This window comes from Lentisalinibacter salinarum (genome assembly GCF_040706555.1).
Classification (GTDB): Bacteria; Pseudomonadota; Gammaproteobacteria; order Steroidobacterales; family Woeseiaceae; genus Lentisalinibacter; species Lentisalinibacter salinarum.
Genome location: NZ_JAPDRH010000001.1, coordinates 386,535 through 405,663, shown reverse-complemented (window position 1 = coordinate 405,663; position 19,129 = coordinate 386,535). Strand labels below are relative to the sequence as shown.

The following is a 19,129-nucleotide window of genomic DNA, read 5'->3' as shown; positions in this document are numbered from 1 at the left end:
AAATCGGTCGCCGCTACGGGATTCGGGCAGAGCTACCGGGTCCAAATTGAAAACCGAGAGGGGGAGACAAATGCAACCACGAGAGAAAACCAGGTTTCGCGTGCTCCGCGACCACCTTGCGACGACGGTGCTGGCGGCGGGCCTGCTGGCCATGGCCGGCACCGCGGCCGCGCAGGAACTCGAGGAGATCGTCGTCACCGCGCAGAAACGCGAGGTGGGCCTGCAGACGGCCCCGGTGGCCATCACGGCTTACTCCGGCGCGACGCTGGAGGAGAACAAGATCTACGACGTGATGGATCTCGCCAACAGCGTGCCGGCCTTCTCGCTGACGATGAATACGCCGCTCGACCTCGAGCTGAACATCCGCGGCGTGACCAACACCCGGCTGGACTCGCCGACGGCGGATCCCTCGGTCGGGCTGTTCCTCGACGAGGTCTACATCGGCCGCACCGGCGGGCTGAACACCGACTTCTTCGATCTGGAACGCATCGAGGTGATACGCGGCCCCCAGGGTGTATTGCTCGGCAAGAACGTGGTCGGCGGCGCCCTCAGCGTTATCACCGCCGCGCCGCAGTTCGATCGCTCGGGCCGCGTCCTGGTCTCGGCAGGCAATTACAACTCGCTGCAGACCAGCGGTTATGTCACCGGCGGCCTGACGGACCGCTGGGCGGGACGGCTATCGTTCCAGACCCGGGACCGGGACGGTTATGCCCACGACGTGCTGCACGATCGTCCGCTCGAGAATCTGACCTCGCGTCAGGTACGCGGACAGCTGCTGTACGACAACGACGACGACCTCAGGGCCCGATTCTCGCTGGACTACAACAACGACTGGACCAACGGCCTGAACGCCGTTGCAGTGGCCGGCGGGCCCATCGGTTTCCGCCCCTGGAGCACGCTGAGGGATTTCCTCGGCATGACCGACATCCGGCAGAGCACGCCGGAGGACAACCTCTACGCGGGCGAGCGCTGGGAACAGACGAACAACATGAGCCGCGAGGGCTTCGGCTTCATGGCCAATGTGGAGAAGGACTTCGACGGTTTCTCGCTGACGTCGATCACCGGCTATCGCGATGCCACGTCGAAGCAGCTCTACGACCAGACCGGCGGCGGGCCGGACGTGTTCGATACGGTAGCCGACTTCGGCGACTATCTCGCCTACGTTGCCAATCGCTTCCCGGATCCGACCGATCCCCGCTCGCTGGGCGCCGTCCTGTTGTTCTCGTCGCCGGTCAACGAGCAGGCTGACATCGAGCAGTTCAGCCAGGAGTTCCGCCTGACCTCGACGACCGAGGGCCGCTGGGACTGGATCGCGGGCATCTACTTCAAGCACGACGAGATCTTCAAATTCGACCGTTTCTTCGGTGAGAACATCACCGGCGCGCTGCCGGTACTGAGCGGCGAGAGCCACTGGCTGAATGACGGCAAGATGGATTCGATCGCGGCATTCGGTCAGGTCGGTTTCGACATCACCGACACGCTGAAGCTCTCCGTCGGCCTGCGCTGGACGAAGGACGAGAAGGAGGGCTTCGTTCAGGGTATCGCCGTCGCCACCGGCGACCGCTTCAACCCGGGCGATACCGTGCCGCTGACGCCGCTGGTGACGCCTTTCGCCACCGACTACGGCGACGACTGGAGCAAGGTCACGCCCCAGGCCATCCTGGAGTGGCAGGCAACCGACACCCTGTTCCTTTACGCCAGTATCGCGGAAGGCTTCAAGGGCGGCGGCTACGAGGACACTCCCGCTAACGTCGCCGCGGCCACGATCTCGTTTGACCCGGAGGAAGTCACCAACTACGAGGTGGGCTTCAAGTCCGACTTCGCCGAGGGCCGCGCGAGGCTGAATGCGTCGTTCTTCTTCATGGACTATACGGACCTGCAGGTGCAGCAGACCAATGAGGACTGCCTGTGCAACCTGACGGACAACGCCTCGGACGCGGAGATCAAGGGTGTGGAGGCCGAGTTCCAGTACTCGCCGACCGACGGCTTGCTCCTGTACGCGTCGGGCTCCTTCGTGGACACGGAATACATCGAGTTCATCGAGTCGAGCGGCGTCGACAGCTCGGGCAACCAGCTGCAGCGTACGCCTGAACTGCAGTACAACGTCGGCTTCGACTACACGCCGATCGGTGCGGCCGGCTGGGCGAGCAACGTGACCTTCCGCCTCAACTATTCCTACCAGGACGAGCTCTACTGGCAGCCTGCGAACCTGAACGAGGAGGACGCCTACGGCCTGCTGGACGGGCGCATCACCTATGCGCCGGCGGATGCCAACTGGAATTTCGGTATCTGGGGCAAGAACCTGACGGACGAGGAATACCGCACCAACATCATCCCCTTCTTCGGCGAAGAGGTCGGCCAGTACGGGGCGCCCCGTACCTACGGCGTCGATTTCGCCTATAATTTCGAGTAACAGGGGAGCGCCGGGCGCAATGCCCTGGCCATCGAGGGAAGGGCGGCACGTGTCATGCGTGCCGCCTTTTTCTTTGCGGGTCGGGCCTGAAGGCCCTCCTACAGTTTGGAGAGCCGTTCCAGGCGGTGGTAGAGGTCGGTTAGCCGCACGTCGAATTCGCGCCGGCGCCTTTCCACCCCGCCGCCGTCAGCGATGAGGCCGCGATTGCGGACCAGCAGCAGACCGCCGGCCACGAGCGCCCGGGAGGCGGAATCGGCCCAGCGGATGTCACGGCGGTCGGCCATGCGGCGGCCGAGGTCCAGGCAGGTCTCGATCAGGCGGTCGTCGCCGGGGTCGGGATCTGCGGCACCGCTCAGGAGTGCCCGGGCGACTACCCGATACGCCTCCACATAGGGGCGCAGCACCGCCTGGGCGACGCACAGCGGCTTGTGCGTGACCAGCTCGGCGATCCCCGCCCCGCCCGCCTCCAACCGCCTCTCCCAGTCCCGTGCGAGTGCGTCCAGTTCCGCCCGCACCGCTGCCCGATACTCGGGACGGCGGGCGAAGAAGAACTCCATCTTGAACAGGTCCCGCAGCCGGTCGATTTCTTCATCGAACGCCTGCCGCGGCTCCGCGCCCTCGGCTTCGGCGGCACGGAGCAGGGCGAGCTCGACGAAAGCAGCGATCACGAAATGATGGGCAGCCATGTTGCTGTAGTACAGCGCAGCGAGGTGCCGCGCGGGCGGCACCGTCAGCCGGCCGGCCGATTCGGCCACCATCCCGGTGGCGGCGAGTTCCGCCAGCACGCGATCCAGCTCCGCATCCGGTCCGGCGGGCAATGCCTTCACCGCCTCGGGATCGTGGCGCCGCACGTGCCCGAACAAGGCAATCACGTCGTCGCGCAGCCGGGCGCGGCCGAGCCCCTCCTCGCAGAGCAGCGACATCATGACCAGCGAGACGGTGGTGGGCGGCGTAACCCGGTTGATCCGGTAGCAGACCTCGAACGCCAGCTTCTGCACCTCCATCGACTCCGCACTTGCCGACTCCAGGGCGGGGGCATCCGGCGTATCGTGCAGGGAGACGGGCTCGCCGAAGCGCACGTAGATACGCCCGAGCGGCTGCCTGAGCCCGCGCACGTAACGCACGAACCAGGACAGCGACTCCGGCGCCTTGCCCGCGCCCGTCTGCTGCGCCGTCATTTCCGGGACGTCGGGAATCTGGTCGTAGGCGATGGAGACGGGCAGATACCGGACCGGGTCTCCGTCGAGTTCGCGGCTGGCCTCCACCACGTACTTGAGCAGGCCGAGCTTCGGCATGACGAGCTTGCCCGTGCGGGACCGCGTCCCCTCGATCGCCCACATGAACGAGGCCCCGGCCGAGAGCAGATCGCCGATGGCGGTCTTCAGTGCAACCCGGTACACGGGATTGTCGCGGATGCCCCGGCGGATGAAGATGCCGCCCGCCTGCCGGGAGAGCCAGCCGAGGCCGAGGAAGTCCATGTTGATGCCGCCGAAGACGTACGGCGTGTCGATGCCGCGCTCGTGCAGGGCATGATAGAGCGCGAAGATATCCAGATAGGTCTTGTGGGTGATCAGGTAGACCACCGGGCCCCGCCGCGCCAGGTTGGCAACGCGAACGAACTCGCCCTCGTCGCAGACGATATCCCGCGCATAGCCGCGCCGGCAGATGAACCGGCTCAGCGCGGCGAACAGACCCACCCCCGTGGCGCCGCGGCGGCTGTCCAGCTCCGCGAGATAGCCCTCGGCTTCTTCCGACAACGCGGCCGGATCGCGGTCGATCCTCGGGGCCAGCTCCCGCAGCACCTGCTCGAGCCGCTGGCGGGACTCCGTCACCGCAGCTGGCTGTCCTTGCTGCCGCGGCGGTTGTAGAGACCTTCGCCCTGCCCTTTCTCGTCGAGCTCGGCCTGGCAGGCGAGGCAGCGGCGCACGCCCGGGACGGCCTCGCGCCGCGCGGCCGGGATCTCCTCGCCGCATTCCTCGCAATGAGTCAGGGAAGGGCCGGTGGGCAGCCGGCCACGGGCGCGCTCCACGGCGTCTTCGACGCTGGCATCGATCTGTTCCTGTACGGCCCCGTCGCGGGCCCAGCCACCGGCCATGGCATCCTCCGATTGCGGCCCTGAGCTAACGGGGGTCAGCATAGCAAATCATCATCCGCCTCGGCCGTCGCCCGGAAAAGCGCTCGCGAACTCCTCGGGTTCCAGGGCGCTCACATTCGCAACGAAACTCACCGTATGGTAGTTGCCGCACAGGGCAAGGATCTCGAGTTGCTGCTCGAGGTCCCAGAGCTGCCGGAACGCATCGAGCGTGGCCGGGTCGGGGCAGCCGGCGGCGCAGAGTCCGTCGACCACCCGCAGCAGAACCGCCTCGGCGTCCCTCCAGCAGGGATCGTCGGGCGGCGACAGCCGTGTTGCCCGGATCTGCTCGGCGCTCAGCCCTGCCGCGGCGCCGAATGCGGCGGCGTGCACGCCCCACTCGTACTCGCAGTTGCGCTGCGCGCAGGTGCGCAGGATCACGAGTTCACGTTCCCTGAGCGACAGCGGACTGTCCCGATCCAGCAGGTTCACCACGCCCTTGCCCCGCAGAAAGCGCAGGCTGTTGGCGAACACGCGGAATAACTTCAGGACGTAGCCGTCCCGCTTCGGGTACGACTCCAGCGCGGTGGCCACATCCTCCGGCCACGGCGGCTCGACGGGTGCGAGAACCTCTCTCATCATGCTGCTCCTGTGCTACAGTATTTGTAGCAAAGCTTACTGCTACAGAAACTGTAGTGTCAACATGACTCCGAATACAGGCGATAAGAGCCGCGGGTCGGCCCGACGGCCCATCATGGCGCTCCTGGACCTGCTGGGCCGCCGCTGGACCCTGCGCGTACTCTGGGAGCTTCGCGACCAACGGCTCTCGTTCCGGCAGCTGCGCGAGCGGTGCGACAACGTCTCGCCGACCAGTCTCAATCGCAGACTCCGCGAACTGCGCGAGGCGGGCCTCGTGGACCTGGAGGACGAGGGTTACGGTTACACGCAGCGGGGCCGCGAGTTGGGCGAGCGGCTGATGGGCCTCAGCGAGTGGTCGCGAGCGTGGTACGCCGAACGAAACTGACCGCCGCACGCGGTTACCCGTCCGGCACCTCCGCGCGCTGCCGGCTGGCCCGATAGGGCCGCAGCGCCAGATAACTCAGCAGCACTCCCACCGGTATGACCGTGGCGCTCACCACCGCCATCGAGTAACGGAGCTTCATCGGGTCGGCGAAGCCGAAGTCCGTCACCAGCGCCACGAGGGTGGGACCGAAGCCGAGCGCAATCAGGTTGCCCACCAGGAAATACAGCGCCGTCATCTGGGCGCGCAGGGGATTGGGCGTGATCACCTGCAGCGCGGCGGCGGGCAGACCCTGCGGGAAGGCCAGCAGGAAGCTCGTCACGGCCAGGCAGGCCAGCGCGAGGCCGCCGTTCGGCATCAGCGGCGTCGCCACCGCGAACGGTACCGTGATCACACCGCCGTAGAAGGCCGCGCGCAGGATAGCGTCGCGGCGGCCCCGGCTCTCCAGCCAGTCTGCCACGTACCCGCCCGCGTAGACGCCCGCCGTGCCCAGCACGAACATGATGCCGCCGTACGCGAGTCCTATCGTGGAGGCATCCCAGCCCCAGGTGCGGATGAACAGGGTCGGCGTCCAGACCATGTAGCCCGCGATGGCGATGCCGATCATCGAGAAGGCGAGGAAATGGAACGCCACCGTGAGAGCGTTCACCTTCAGGAAGGCCAGCAGCACCGGCAGCGAGCTCGCGCTGCCGTCCCGGGGCACGCCCGCCGCCTTCAGACCGCGGCGCACCGGCTCCCGGATGGTCAGCACGAGCAGGAATATCGGCAGCCCGAGCACGCCGACGAAGAAGAACGTCATCTGCCAGGGCCGCACGTCGCCCAGCACCGGCATCGTCACGACGCCGGCGTTCATCACCATGCGCACCACGATGCCGCCGATGATCATGGCGAGGCCCGCGCCGAAGTAGACCCCCATGGAATAGACGCTGAACGCGCGGGCGAGCTTATGCTTCGGGAAGTAGTCCGCCATGATCGAGAAGGCGGCCGGCGACAGCGTCGCCTCGCCCACGCCCACCCCAACCCGGGCGGCGAACAGCTGCCAGAAGTTGCGCGCCGCGCCGCACAGCGCCGTCATCGCGCTCCAGAAGGCGACGCCGAAGGCGATGATGACCTTGCGGTTCTTCTGATCGGCGAGCCGCGCGATCGGCACGCCCATCAGTGTGTAGAAGATGGAGAAGGCGAGGCCTGCCAGCAGGCTCACCTGGGTGTCGGTGATGGCGAGATCCGCCCGGATCGGCTCCACCAGCAGCGCGAGGATCTGCCGGTCGATGAAGGAGTTGGTGTAGGCGAGCATGAGCACGCCGACCACGTACCAGGAGTAGACCGGATTCGGCCAATCGCCATCTTCGTCGTGAGCGTCCGCGCCGACGGTCTCCGTCTGCTGCATGCGTTCTCTCCCCCGCTGCTGCCCGGTCACGGCATCCACGCACCCCGCCGGTGACCGGATTGCCTGCGACCGAAGGCTAGCTTAGACTGTCCCAGTCTAATTACGCAAGTTTGTGGTTCTGCCCTGCTCCGGCGTAGCGGGTGACCACGTGAGATTCACTTTCAGGGGGAGACTCGTCCTATGAGAATGCACGTTCTACTGTTGTGGCTGCTGCTTGTCCCGCCGGCGCTGCAGGCCGACGATCATGCGGGCACCGACGCCATCGAAGCCGAAGCCGAGGCCGTCGCGATGGAGATGGTGGACGCCTGGAACACCATGGAATGGGACCGCATGATCGACCTGTTTGCCGAGAACGCCGTGTTCCAGAGCATGATGAAAGACCCGGTGATCGGCCGCGAAACCATCCGGCCCCGCTTCCTCGCGCTGGTGGACGGGATCGAGCGCATCGAGCTGCAGATCCGCAACGTGGCGATCAACGGCAACGTCGTGTTCCTCGAGCGGGTCGACGACTTCGTCTACAAGGGCAAGCATTCCCGTATCCCGGTCGTCGGCGTGCTGGAGATCGCCGACGGCGAGGTGGCCGCCTGGCGCGACTACTACGACTGGGCGCAGCTCGAGGAGGCGCTGACGGTAGAGGAATAACCCGCCTCAGCCGTCTTCGTCCGCACCGTCGTGGGCCTTTTCGCGGCCCACCTCGTGGACGATCGTCTCGCCGCGGGAGGTGTGCTCGTGCTCGATCTCCCAGATGCCGTCAGGGGTCTTCTCCAACACGTGGGTGAAGGCGCCCCGGATCGTCTCGTGGGGGAACACGTGCTCGAACCTGCCCGTGACCACGGCCACGTCGTCGGTCAGAAGCCGGACCTCCATCTCATCGATGGTGAACTTGCCCATGCGCCGCTCGTCCGGCCAGGTCTCCCGGAACATTCGATTGACGGCGTCCCAGCCGGCGAGCCAGGTCTTGCCGTAGACCAGGCGCATGTCGTCGCCCTTGCCGTAGGCGTCCAGGTAGGCGCTCATGTCCGCCGCGTTCCAGTCGCTCTGCAGCCCGCGGATGACGGCCGCCACCGCGTCCTCGTCCGCCCCGCCGTGGGCGGGTCCGGCGAAGGCGCAGCCGAGCGCGAGTACTGCGGCTGCGAGGCCCGGGGTCCTGTAGTCAAACATCGGCGTCTCCTGTTCCGGTATGGCAATGGTGGTGCGAACGGCAGGCGGGGTCAGCCGGACGCGCGCACGCGCACGGGTAGCGCACTCATGCGCGGCAAGCCGCTCCAGGTGTCGTAGTCGGTTTCGTCGTCGACCAGCGCGCTGGTGCTGGTGCCGCGAAAACGATCGGTGGCCGTGCTGTTCGGGAACCCGTGGGCGACCGAGATGACGCCACGCCGCACGTCTTCGGCCAGCTCGACCACGGCGGGCACGCTGCCGTTGCCGCTCGCGATCTCGATCCGGTCGCCGGCCGTCAGCCCGAGCGCGGCGGCATCCCGCGGATTCATGTGCGCCGGGTTGTACGGCACTTTCTTCGCCAGCGCCTCCACCCCGTGACCGACCGAGTTGTAGACGTGGTGCTGGCGCCGGCTCACCAGCAGCAGCGGCAGGCCTTCGCCGCCGGGCGTCGGCTCCTCGGCCACGGCCGCACGGTCCGGGTCACCGTGGTCCTCCGAACCGGCAAGACCGGCCAGCTCCGACATCATGCCCTCGTTGCCGACCTCCAGCCGGTACGGCCAGTCAGGGTCTCGCGGTTCCGCCGGCGCGGAGCGCTCCTCGAAGATATGGCCCTCCGGGTACTTTCTGATCTCCTCCAGCGGCACGGGGCTGCGGCTGGTGAACACCTCGATCAGCTCGTCGGTGGTCGGCGGGGATTCCATGTCCCAGGCGTAGCCGCGGAAGCCAAGCGGCATCTCCATGCGCCGGGCGAGCTCGTAGAATACCCGCCAGTCCTCGATCACCTCGGCGTCGGCCGGCGGGTCGATGAGCGCGGGCTGGTACTGGGCGAACGGCTCCTGGAAGCCGATGGACAGGCCGTAGGTCACCATGCCCTCGTTGGCGAAGGAGATGGCGGGCATCTCGTAGCCGAACATCGGGCCGATGACGTAGTCGGCGAGTTCGGCGGTGGCGGAGAGCTGCGGGTCGATGACCACCAGCAGGTCCAGCGACTCCAACGCGCGGCGCACCTTCTCCCGGTTCGGGAATGCGGCCAGCGGATTGCCGCCGACGACGAACAGCGCACGCACCTGCCCCTCGCCGGGCGTCAGGATCTCGTCGGCCAGGGCGGCGGTGGAGAGGCCGGCGGCGGTGTCTGCCAGGCCGCGGACGCGCAGCGACTCGCCGAAGCCGACCGCGGGCCTCGGTTTCTCGGCGCGCGCCCGGCCCGAGAACATGCGGAACAGGCAGCCGAGGTTCGGTACCCGCTCGCCCGCCTTCACCCAACGGCCGCAGATCGTGTTCAGCGCGAGCAACAGGTATTCCATCAGCGTGCCGTGAGGCGCCATGTTCGAGCCCGTACCGCCGGTGGCGTTGCCCTTGTTCGCCCCGGCGAACATCCGGGCGGCGGCGACGATGTCGTCCGCCTGCAGCCCGGCACGGGCGGCGACTCGTTCCGGCGTGAACGGCTCCACCGCCGCGGCCAGCTCGTCGAAGCCGTTCACCTCGCTGGCGACGAAGTCCCGGTCGTAGAGACCCTCTGTGATGATCACCCGGATGATGGCGGCCAGGATCTCGGGGTCGTGGCCTGGCAGGCATTGCAGGTGGATGTCCGCCTTGCGCGCGCTCTCGGTGCGGCGGGGGTCGATGACGATGAGTTTCAGCCCCCGCTTCTTCGCCTCGTGCAGCCGCTTGGCCGGGTTGAACGGCGGGATGCCGCCCCACATCGAGACCAGCGGGTTGGCCCCCACCAGCATGCAGACGTCGGAGTCGGCGAAGGCCTCGGGGCCGGCACCCCAGCGCCCGTGCAGCGCCATGGCAATCGGCTTGCCGGGCTGGTCGATGGTGGCATTGGTGAAACGCATGGGCGAGCCGATGGCGTCCATGAAGGCGTGCCGTGTCATCACGCCACCCACGCAGAAGTGGCTGAACGTTCCGGTGTACATCGCCACCGAGCGGGGACCGTGCTCGGCGACGATCGGCTGGAGTTTCGACGCAACCTCGTCCAGCGCCTGCGGCAGCGGGATCCCGGCCCGGCTGCCGTCCTCTTCCCGCTTCAGCGGATGCAGTATGCGGTCGTCGGCGTAGTGGAACTCGTGGAAGTTACGGCCCTTGATGCAGCTGTAGCCGGCGTACACCGGGTTGTGCTTGTCGCCGATCAACCTGACGATGCGCCCGTCTTCGAGGTGGACCTTCATCGGGCAGAAGGCGTGGCAGAAACGGCAGAGTCCGTGTCGCTCTTCGGTGGTCATGTCAGTCTCCTCGCGCGGCCGCCGCGCGCACGGCCTCGCCCCATTCACGGATGGCCGGTGCGGTGAACGACAGGAAGCGGCCGAAAGAGGCGAAGCCATGGATGGTCTGCTCGTAGCAGCGATACTCCGCCGTGACCTCCGCCCGCTCCAGCGCCTGCGCATAGGCCGCCGCCTCGTCGCGCAGCGGATCCAGGCCCGCCGTCACGATCAGCGCCGGCGGCAGACCGGAGAGCGTGTCGGCCAGACCGGGCGACAGCCTCACGTCGGCGGGGTCCTGGCCGGGCGCCAGGTACTGCGCACCGAACCAGGCCATCAGCTCGCCCGTCAGGAAATAGCCCTCGGAATTCTCGGCCACCGATGGATAACGCTCCGCGTCCCGGGAGGCGTCCAGGGCGGGGTAGACCAACAGCTGGAAAACCGGCGCGGGACCGCGGCGGGCCACAGCGCGCTGCGCCAGCGAGGCCGCGAGTCCGCCGCCGGCGCTGTCGCCGGCAACGACAATACGGGCAGGATCCGCGCCGAGGCTGGCAGCGTTTTTGAGCACCCATCCCCAGGCCGTCCAGGCATCCTCCCAGGCGGCGGGGAAAGGGTGCTCCGGACCCAGGCGGTAGTCGACCGCCAGCGTCACGGCGCCGCTGGCATCGGCCAGCGTCCGGCAGACCGCGTCGTGGGAGTCGAGATCGCCGATGGCGCCGCCACCGCCGTGGAAGTAGAGAATCAGCGGCGCGCCGCTTTCAGCGCCTTCGGGCCGATACAGCCGCGCGTCCAGCCCCGGGGCGATCTCCACCTCCCGTGTCTCCGCCACGGACTCGGCCGGGTGAGCCGATGCCGCCGTGAGCGGGTCGTGGATCTTCCTCGCCTCGACGGCAGGCAGCGTCCAGATGGGCGGGTATTCCGCTTCCGCCATCAGGCGCAGGAGACCGGCGGTCTCGGCGTCCGGCTTCACGAGCCGAGCCGCTCGCGCTTCAGGCGTATGCCCGCCGCCTCGCGGTCCCAGGTGTCGTCGGTGACGCCGGCTTCGCGGAACAGCACCTTGCGGGGCTTGTTGGTCTCCGTCTTCGGTATCTCGTCGACGATGCGCACGTAGCGGGGCACCATGAAATAAGCCAGGCGTTCCACCAGGAACTCCGTGAGCGCCACCGGATCGAGGCTCGCGCCGGCCTTCGGCACGACGACGATCAGCACCTCCTCCTCGGTGTACTCGCTCGGCACGCCGACGGCCACCACCTCGTCGACCTCGGGGTGGCGGTTCACCTCGGCCTCGACCTCGAGCGACGAGATGTTCTCGCCCCGGCGCCGGATGGTGTCCTTGCGCCGGTCGACGAAGAAATATTCGCCGTTCTCGTCCTGGCGGAACACGTCGCCGGTGTGAAACCAGCCGTTGCGCCAGGCACGGGCCGTCGCCTCGGGCATGTTGATGTAGCCGGCGTTCATGGTCCACGGCAGGTCGGAACGGACGATCAGTTCGCCGGGCTCGCCTCGCGGCACCTCGATGTCGTTCTCGTCCACCAACCGGCATTCCACGCCGGTACGGGGCCGGCCGCAGGCGTACTGGACCTCGGAGTTGACGTCACTGATGAGCGGCGTGGATACCTCGGTCATGTTGAAGCCGGTCACGTAGTCGAAACCGAAGCGCTTGCCGAGCGCGATGGTCTCGTCGTTGATCGGGAACATCGTCAGGTTGCGGAGCGGGTTCTCGGTATCGTCCGGCCGCGGCTCCGACTTGGCGATGAACGGTGCCATGGCGCCGATCAACCCGGCCGTGGTCACGCAGTTCGCACGCCGCACCTGGTCCCAGAACTCGGTGGTGCTGAAGCCGCTCACCAGATAGAAGGAGCCGGAGTTCACCAGCGCGCAGTAGATGGGGCTGGTGCCGCCGACATGGAACATCGGCAGGTTCACCAGGATGGCGTCGCCGTCCTCCATCCGGTAGTTGATGACCGCCGTCGTATAGAGCTGCAGGTAGGGCGACAGCACGCCCTTCGACGGGCCGGTGGTGCCCGAGGTGTAGATGACGCTCTGGATGTCCCAGGGCTCGATCACGGCGGAGTCGTCGAAGGCCTCGCCGTCGCCATTCAGCGCGTCCGCGCCGTGGAAGCGCAAACCGGGCCGGGCCGAGGGCACCTCGCCGCCCGACAAGACCACCTGCTCGAGGCTCTCGAGCGTCAGCCCTTGCAGCCGTTCGACCAGGTCCGGATGAGTGACCATGATCCGCGCGCCGGTGAGGTTGACGGCGTGCTCCAGCACGCCGCCCCGGTAGGCCGTGTTCAGCGGCACGTAGACGGCGCCGAGGTAGTTGGCGGCGAACCAGACCCTGACGATGTCCCGGCCGTTCGGCAGCCAGGCGATGACCGTATCGCCGCGACCGACGCCGAGGGCCTGCAGCCCGGCGGCCGTGTCACGGACCTCACGGCGACACTCCGCGTAGGTCCACTCGATGCCGTCCTCGAACAGGGCGACCCGGCGATCGGGACAACGCCGCGCCCGGCTGTCCAGCAGCCCTTTCAGGACGCAGTCGTCCCGGTCCGGCATGCGCGGATCGAACCAGGGCGGTCGGATCTCTACTCGGTCGCCGCTCATCGTCGCATCTCCCCCAACGGCGCGTGCAGTCACTTGCATTAAGAAACCCGACCTTAGCCAGCAGTCGGGCGGCCGTCAACCGCCAGTTGACGGCGGGAGCGCCCGCCGGGTATTTTAAGTTCTATATTGCAAGTGACTGGAGCAGCGGATGGACGCGGCAACATTGCTGAAGATCGTCAATTTCTACGGGCGCTTCACCCCGAACTACACCAAGATCGGCTATTACGCCCGCGGGCTGCCCTGGGGCTCCTCCCGCCCGTGGGACTTCTCCGGCCAGCACTGGGTGGTCACCGGCGCGAACGCCGGTATCGGCGAGGCCATCATGCGCACGGCTTCCGCAGCGGGGGCCAGCGTGGTCGCCGTGGCCCGCAATGCCGAGCGGCTCACGGCCGCGGTGAATGCGCTGCCGGCCGAATCCGCCGAGAGGGTCACGCCGCTGGTCGCGGACATGTCGCTGCAATCGGAGACCGACGGACTTCTCGGCAGGCTCGTCGCCGACGGACGCCGGATCGACGTGCTCATGAACAACGTGGGCGTCTTGCTGAACGAGCACGAGGTCACTGCCGAGGGAAGGGAGAAGAGCTTCGTCACCAACCTGCTCAGCCATTTCCAGCTGACCGAGGGCCTGATGGAAGCCGGCATGTTCGCCGACGAGGCCACCATCGTGAACATGTCCTCCGGCGGCATGTACAACGTACCCCGCTCGATCAAGGGCCTGAATACCCTGGACCCGGAGCGCTACAGCGGAAAGATCGCCTACGGCTTCCACAAGCGTGCCCAGGTGGCGCTGACCAACTACTGGAACCGCAAGTACGGCGACCGGGGCCTGCGCGTCTACGTCACCCACCCGGGCTGGTCGAAGACGCCGGGGGTCCGGTTCTCCCTGCCGACCTTCTGGAAGATCCAGAACGTCCTCCTGCGCACGCCGCTGCAGGGCGGCGACACCGCACTGTGGCTCGCCGCCGAGCGGCCCGAGATCGGTGACGGGGAAGTAATCTGGTTCGACCGCAAACCGCGCGAGACCCATATCTTCGAGCACACGCGCACGCCGCTGTGCAGCGAGGAGGAGCTGGTGGATTATCTCCAGCGGGAACTGGACAAAGGCGGCAACGAATCCGCGGCCGCGCCGGCAGGATCGGCCTGACGCGCGGGATCAGCGCAGGATCTGACGGGGTCGGCGCCGCCCGCCTCGCTCCCTCTCAGCGCCCGACGACGAAGCTGACCGTGGTGGTGGCGCTGCCGCCGATGTTCAGCGTGGCCACCGTCTTCGCGCCCTCGATCTGGTAGTCGCCGGCCTGACCGGTGACCTGCTTGTAGCTGTCCAGCATCATCCGCACGCCGGTGGCGCCCACCGGATGACCCAGGCCGATAAGACCGCCGCTCGCGTTCACGGGGATCCGGCCGCCCAGCGCGATGTCGCCGTTCTCCACCGCCTGCCAGCTCTGGCCCGGCGCCGTGATGCCGAAGTGGTCGATGGCCATGTACTCGGTGCTGGTAAAGCAGTCGTGGGTCTCGATGCCGTCGAGCTGGTCCACGCCCTCGATGCCGGCCCGGCCGAAGGCGTCGGTGATGGCGCCGCGAACGTGGGGGAAGATGTACGGTGCGTCCCTGCTCTCCTCGATCTTCTGCTGATAGGTGATCGGCGCGGTGCGATGGCCCCAGCCCCGTATCCACGGCAGGTCGTCCAGGCTCATGCCGTGGCGCTTCGCGTATTCGGCCGCCTTCTCCGCGCCGGCGAGGAAGACGATGGCGGCGCCGTCGGTGATCTGGCCGCAGTCCTGCTTGCGCATGCGCCCGTCGATGACCGGGTTGGCCTCATCGTCCTCGGCGAAGCTCGCGTCGGTGAATTCCCAGCGTCGGGTCTGGGCATTCGGGTTGCGCCGCGCGTTGTCGAAGTTGTTCTTCGCGATGCCGGCCAGGTGTTCCTGCTTCAGGCCGTAGCGGCGATCGTACTCATCCGCCAGCTCGCTGAAGAGATGCGGCCAGGGGAATTCCACATCCGTGCACTCGTGGCCGCTCCACATGGCCGGCCCGCCGATGAGATCCGCGGCGGTCTGCCCGGGCACGTTGCGCATCTGTTCGATGCCGATCACGGCAGCCAGGTTGTAGCGGCCGGCCTCGATGTCCGCGGCGGCGGACAGGAGCGCAATGCTGCCCGAGGCGCAGGCGGCTTCGTGCCGGGACGCGGGCTTGCCTGAGAAGGCCGGGTGCAGCGCGGCGAAGAAACCGCCGAGATGGCCCTGCTTGCAGAACAGCTCGGCCGCGAAGTTGCCGACGTGGGCCACCTCGATCTCCTCGGGCTCGATGCCCACGGTGTCGACGCCGGTGCGCACGGTGTGCGCGAAGGCATCGAACAGCTCGTCACCGTTGCGGGCCCAGTTGGCGGCAAAGTCGGTCTGATAGCCGCCCAGCACGTAGACTCTCTCGCTCATCGTTCCCCCTGCCGCTCACGCTCGAGCGTGCGCCAGATCTGGTCGATACGGTCGGCGCCCCAGTACATCTCGCCGTCCAGGAAGAAGGTCGGCGCGCCGAACACACCCCGCTCCATCGCCTCGTCGGTAACCGCCTTCAGCTTCTGCTTTACCTCGTCCCGCGCGGTGCCCTGGAGCACCTCCTCCGCATCCAGGTCCAGCCCTTTCGCCACCTCGGCGAGCACCGCCGGATCGGAGCAGTCCCGGCCCTGGCCGAAGCTCGCGTCGAAGACCGCGCCGATCCAGGCCACGGCGTCTTCTTCGTCGATCTCCTTGAGAAACCAGTAGGCGCGGGCCGCCAGGATGCTGTTGAACGGGAACGGATCGGGCCAGTGGTAGGGCAGGCCCCATTCCGCCGCCGAGCGCTCGACGTCGTGCCAGGTGTAGCGACCCTTCAGCGAATCCGGCTGCGGCGGCGCGTGGCCGCGGGACTTGAAGATCGCGCCCAGCGCGATCGGCTGCCACTCGATCCTGACGCCGAACTCCTCCGCCAGGGCGCGCAGCCTGTACTGACCGATGTAGCTGTAGGACGAGGAGAAGTCGAAGTAGAAATCGATCGCTCTCTTCATCGGACGACCTCATTGAAACCAATGGCTTTCATAACTAGACTCGGGGCGACTATATAATGCCGGTGGGGCGATCGCAATCGAACTCATCGAACCCGTCGACGCCAATCGGGACCGCCTGCCGCCGACACCCACGCACCTGGAGCGACCGACATGACCGACGTCTTCATTTATGATGCCGTGCGCACGCCCCGTGGCAAAGGCCGCGAGGGCGGCGCGCTGAACGGACTCACCCCGCTGGATCTGCAGAAGACGCTGATCGGCGCGCTGCTCGAGCGCACCGGGCTCGATGCCGGGCGCATCGACGACATCATCCTCGGCTGCGTGACCCAGGTGGGCGAACAGGGCGGCAACATCGCCAAGGTGGCGGCGCTGTATGCGGGCCTGCCGGCCTCGGTGCCGGGCATCACGGTGAATCGCTACTGCTCGTCCGGGCTCGACGCCTGCAACTTCGCGGCGATGAAGATCGCCACCGGCATGGACGAGCTGGTGCTGGCCGGCGGCGTGGAGTGCATGTCCCGCGTGCCGATGCTGTCGGACAAGGCCACCTTTTATTCCGACCCGGCGGTAGCGCAGAAGACGCGATTCGTGCCCATGGGGCTCGCCGCGGACCTGGTGGGCAGCCTCGACGGCATCAGCCGGGAGGAATGCGACGCCTACGCCGTAATGAGCCAGCAGCGCGCGGCCCGGGCGCAGGGCGAAGGCCGTTTCGCGAAGTCGCTGGTCGCCGTGGCAGACCCCGGCAGCGGGGCCACGGTGGAACAGGACGAATGCGTGCGGCCGGGCGTGACCACGGAGAAGCTCGCCACCTTCGAACCCCTGTTCACGGAATTCGGCGAGAAGGGCTATGCGGCGGCCTTCAAGTCGGCATTCCCGGAGCTGGGGGAGCTTCACTACCTGCACCATGCCGGCAATTCGCCCGCCGTGGTGGACGGCGCCTCGCTGGTGGCGCTGGGCAGCCGCGCGGCAGGCGAGGCCGCCGGCCTGAAGCCCCGCGCACGCATCAGGGCCATGGCCAACGTCTCCTCCAACGAGCTGCTCGCGCTGACCGGCGGCATCGACGTGGTGGCCGCGGTGCTCGCGAAAGCCGGCATGGACCACGGTGACGTGGACCTCGTGGAGTTCAACGAGGCCTTCGGCGCGGTGTCCGTGAAGTTCATGCGCGACATGCCGTGGGACGCGGAGTGCATCAACCCGAACGGCGGTGCCATCGCGCTGGGCCATGCCATGGGCGCGACGGGCGCGAGCCTGGTCGGCACCGTGCTCGACGAGCTGGAGCGTCAGGACCTGGGCGTGGGCCTGGTGGCCGTCTCCGGCGCCGCCGGGATCGGCACCGGGCTCATCCTGGAGCGCGTCGCCGCGTCCTGATCAGCGGCTGGCGCGGGCGGCAGCCCGGCGCGGCCGGTAGGCGTCGCGGTCGAAGTAGACGTCTTCCGGCTTCAGCGCCTCGCCGCATTCGCTGCACACCATGGCGCTGACCAGCGGTTCGCCGCAGGGCCGGTGGATCAACTTCAGCGGACGGCGGTCCGGGGGGACGATCCAGCGATTGGCCCATTCGTGCATGGTCAGCGCCACCAGGTAGAGATCCATCCCCTTCTCTGTCAGCCGGTACTCGTAGCGCACCGGCCGCTTCTGGTACGCCTTTCGCTCCATGATGCCGTGGTGGACCAGCAGCTTCAGCCGGTCGGAGAGGATGTTGGTGGCGATGCCGATGCCCTTCGCGATGTCGTCGTAGCGGCGCAGGCCGAAGTACGCGGCGGCGGTCACGAGACCGGTCCAGCGGTCGCCGATGACGTCCAGCGTGTGGAAGAAGCGCTGATCGGCGGCCTGGCTGGACTTGCTGTCTTTCTTGGAGCGGCGCTGGAACCGCGCCGGCACGGCGGCGCCCTTGCTGTCGGGCGCGCCGGGCACGAAACGGACGCTGTACATGGTGATGGGCTCGGCGCACGCGCTGCAGCGGAACTCGGCATGCATGGCGTGTCCGCAGCGCTTGTGGACGAGTGCGGGATGCGACTCGTCGCCGCTGCCCCAGCGATTGTCCCAGTTCCAGATCGACAGGATGACTGGGTAGAGATCGAGGCCCTTGTCGGTCAGCCGGTACTCGTAGCGTGGCGGGGACATCTGGTACGGGTTCCGATACAGGATCCCGTTCTCCACCAGTCGCTTCAGTCGGGACGCCAGCGTGCCGCGCGCGGCACCGCTGCGGTGTCGCAGGTCCTCGAAACGGCGGAAGCCCAGGAACACGTCCCGGATCACCAGCATCGCCCAGCGGTCACCGATCACCGCCAGGGCCTGGGCCACCTGGCTGCTGAGGATCAGGTCCTGCTCGGCTTTACCGCCCCGGCTACTGGCTGTCATCGCCCCCGCCGTTCGTCGAGCGTCGCGGCGGCAGGGGGATCATCCCGCTGGTCTTCTCCATGTAGTCCCTGTACCCCGGTTTCTCCCGCGCCATCTTCTTGTCCAGCGTACGCTGTCCGGTGACGTTCACGATGAGGTAAGTGTAGCCGATCGGGCCGATTATGGTCAGCAAACCCCACGGATTGTCGCAGGCGATCAGGAACAGCCCCCACCAGACGCAGAGTTCGCCGAAGTAATTCGGGTGCCGGGAGTAGCGCCACAGCCCGGTGTCGAGCACCCTGCCCTTGTTCGCCGGATCGGCCCGGAAGCGGGCCAATTGATGATCGGCCACCGTCTCGAACACGAAGCCCACCAGCCAAAGGGCGGCGCCGGCGAAAGCCGCGATGCCGAGGCTCGCCGGTTGGGCGTAGATCTGCCCCACCTGGATCGGCAGCGAGACCAGCCAGAGCACGATGCCCTGCAGCAGGAACACCTGTCGGAGGCTCAGCCAGATGAAGGCGCGGTCGTCGTTCACCCAGCTGCGCAGCTTGGTGTAGCGCGGGTCCTCGCCGTGGCCCCAGTTGCGCCGCACCAGATGGACGGTGATGCGCACGGCCCACAACGCCACCAGCACCAGGATCAGATTCTTGCGCGGCTCGGCGCCGTCCGTCATCGCGTAGGTGACCCCCGCCACGCTCAGCAGGATCATCGCGAAAGCCATGTCGATGATGCTGACGTCGCGCAGCGGGATGCTGATCAGCCAGAGCGCGATCACGGCCCCCATGGTGACACCCAGGTTGACCAGCAAGACCAGGCCCGTATCCTGCCAGAGCGGCTCCATAATCCCTCCCCCGGCGCCCGCAGGGTTGCGCCATTTGGAAAAACCTGTGTTAGTCT

Annotated in this window: 17 protein-coding genes; 5 read left to right on the top strand and 12 right to left on the bottom strand. The window is 67.4% G+C overall.

Features of this window, described 5'->3' with window-relative positions; genetic code table 11:
- Positions 1 to 100: 100 nt before the first annotated feature.
- Positions 101 to 2,413: a TonB-dependent receptor gene (locus ACJMKZ_RS01650; RefSeq protein WP_405231451.1), complete on the top strand. Its 2,313-nt coding sequence runs from the start codon at positions 101 to 103 to the stop codon at positions 2,411 to 2,413.
- A 98-nt stretch (positions 2,414 to 2,511) separates the two neighbouring features.
- On the opposite strand, the gene ACJMKZ_RS01645 is transcribed toward ACJMKZ_RS01650, so the two are convergent.
- From ACJMKZ_RS01645 to ACJMKZ_RS01635, 3 genes are read right to left on the bottom strand one after another with little or no spacing between them, the layout of a single operon-like run.
- Complete coding sequence (locus ACJMKZ_RS01645; protein ID WP_405231450.1) at positions 2,512 to 4,245, bottom strand: 1-acyl-sn-glycerol-3-phosphate acyltransferase; 1,734 nt, start codon at positions 4,243 to 4,245, stop codon at positions 2,512 to 2,514.
- Positions 4,242 to 4,508 carry a DksA/TraR family C4-type zinc finger protein gene (locus ACJMKZ_RS01640; RefSeq protein ID WP_405231449.1) on the bottom strand — a complete coding sequence of 89 codons (267 nt, stop codon included), beginning with the start codon at positions 4,506 to 4,508 and terminating at the stop codon, positions 4,242 to 4,244. The genes ACJMKZ_RS01645 and ACJMKZ_RS01640 overlap by 4 nt, the downstream gene beginning before the upstream one ends.
- A gap of 51 nt (positions 4,509 to 4,559) precedes the next feature.
- A complete protein-coding gene (locus tag ACJMKZ_RS01635; protein WP_405231448.1) occupies positions 4,560 to 5,126 on the bottom strand; it encodes a carboxymuconolactone decarboxylase family protein in 567 nt (188 codons plus the stop codon).
- A 61-nt stretch (positions 5,127 to 5,187) separates the two neighbouring features.
- Between ACJMKZ_RS01635 and ACJMKZ_RS01630 the strand changes: the two genes are divergently transcribed.
- Complete coding sequence (locus ACJMKZ_RS01630) at positions 5,188 to 5,508, top strand: winged helix-turn-helix transcriptional regulator (RefSeq protein ID WP_405231447.1); 321 nt, start codon at positions 5,188 to 5,190, stop codon at positions 5,506 to 5,508.
- Between the two features lie 13 nt (positions 5,509 to 5,521).
- Here the strand turns inward: ACJMKZ_RS01630 and ACJMKZ_RS01625 are convergent, their stop codons facing one another.
- On the bottom strand, positions 5,522 to 6,892 hold the full coding sequence (locus ACJMKZ_RS01625) for a spinster family MFS transporter (RefSeq protein WP_405231446.1): 1,371 nt from the start codon (positions 6,890 to 6,892) through the stop codon (positions 5,522 to 5,524).
- A 180-nt stretch (positions 6,893 to 7,072) separates the two neighbouring features.
- Between ACJMKZ_RS01625 and ACJMKZ_RS01620 the strand changes: the two genes are divergently transcribed.
- Positions 7,073 to 7,534 carry a nuclear transport factor 2 family protein gene (locus ACJMKZ_RS01620; RefSeq protein ID WP_405231445.1) on the top strand — a complete coding sequence of 154 codons (462 nt, stop codon included), beginning with the start codon at positions 7,073 to 7,075 and terminating at the stop codon, positions 7,532 to 7,534.
- 6 nt (positions 7,535 to 7,540) lie between these two features.
- Here the strand turns inward: ACJMKZ_RS01620 and ACJMKZ_RS01615 are convergent, their stop codons facing one another.
- From ACJMKZ_RS01615 to ACJMKZ_RS01600, 4 genes are read right to left on the bottom strand one after another with little or no spacing between them, the layout of a single operon-like run.
- Positions 7,541 to 8,053, bottom strand: coding sequence for a YybH family protein (locus ACJMKZ_RS01615; protein WP_405231444.1), 513 nt, complete (start codon positions 8,051 to 8,053; stop codon positions 7,541 to 7,543).
- Positions 8,054 to 8,103: 50 nt separating this feature from the next.
- Positions 8,104 to 10,278, bottom strand: coding sequence for a molybdopterin-containing oxidoreductase family protein (locus ACJMKZ_RS01610; RefSeq protein ID WP_405231443.1), 2,175 nt, complete (start codon positions 10,276 to 10,278; stop codon positions 8,104 to 8,106).
- A 1-nt stretch (position 10,279) separates the two neighbouring features.
- Positions 10,280 to 11,224, bottom strand: coding sequence for an alpha/beta hydrolase (locus ACJMKZ_RS01605; protein WP_405231442.1), 945 nt, complete (start codon positions 11,222 to 11,224; stop codon positions 10,280 to 10,282).
- Complete coding sequence (locus ACJMKZ_RS01600) at positions 11,221 to 12,858, bottom strand: AMP-binding protein (protein WP_405231441.1); 1,638 nt, start codon at positions 12,856 to 12,858, stop codon at positions 11,221 to 11,223. Before ACJMKZ_RS01600 ends, ACJMKZ_RS01605 begins: the two co-directional genes overlap by 4 nt.
- Before the next feature lie 148 nt (positions 12,859 to 13,006).
- Here ACJMKZ_RS01600 and ACJMKZ_RS01595 point away from each other — a divergent pair, with 148 nt between their 5' ends.
- Positions 13,007 to 14,002, top strand: a complete 996-nt coding sequence (locus tag ACJMKZ_RS01595) for an SDR family NAD(P)-dependent oxidoreductase (RefSeq protein ID WP_405231440.1) — start codon at positions 13,007 to 13,009, stop codon at positions 14,000 to 14,002.
- Positions 14,003 to 14,057: 55 nt separating this feature from the next.
- Here the strand turns inward: ACJMKZ_RS01595 and ACJMKZ_RS01590 are convergent, their stop codons facing one another.
- On the bottom strand, positions 14,058 to 15,290 hold the full coding sequence (locus ACJMKZ_RS01590; RefSeq protein WP_405231439.1) for an acetyl-CoA acetyltransferase: 1,233 nt from the start codon (positions 15,288 to 15,290) through the stop codon (positions 14,058 to 14,060).
- Entirely contained in the window at positions 15,287 to 15,898 is a 612-nt protein-coding gene (locus ACJMKZ_RS01585; protein WP_405231438.1) for a 2-hydroxychromene-2-carboxylate isomerase, read from the bottom strand. Before ACJMKZ_RS01585 ends, ACJMKZ_RS01590 begins: the two co-directional genes overlap by 4 nt.
- A 150-nt stretch (positions 15,899 to 16,048) precedes the next feature.
- On the opposite strand from ACJMKZ_RS01585, the gene ACJMKZ_RS01580 reads away from it, so the two are divergent.
- Positions 16,049 to 17,263, top strand: a complete 1,215-nt coding sequence (locus ACJMKZ_RS01580; protein ID WP_405231437.1) for an acetyl-CoA C-acyltransferase — start codon at positions 16,049 to 16,051, stop codon at positions 17,261 to 17,263.
- Here the strand turns inward: ACJMKZ_RS01580 and ACJMKZ_RS01575 are convergent, their stop codons facing one another.
- The gene (locus tag ACJMKZ_RS01575; protein ID WP_405231436.1) at positions 17,264 to 18,253 is read right to left on the bottom strand and encodes a winged helix-turn-helix transcriptional regulator; all 990 of its coding nucleotides are present in this window, start codon (positions 18,251 to 18,253) and stop codon (positions 17,264 to 17,266) included.
- A complete protein-coding gene (locus ACJMKZ_RS01570; protein ID WP_405231435.1) occupies positions 18,240 to 19,073 on the bottom strand; it encodes a DUF1295 domain-containing protein in 834 nt (277 codons plus the stop codon). The genes ACJMKZ_RS01575 and ACJMKZ_RS01570 overlap by 14 nt, the downstream gene beginning before the upstream one ends.
- Positions 19,074 to 19,129: the final 56 nt, after the last annotated feature.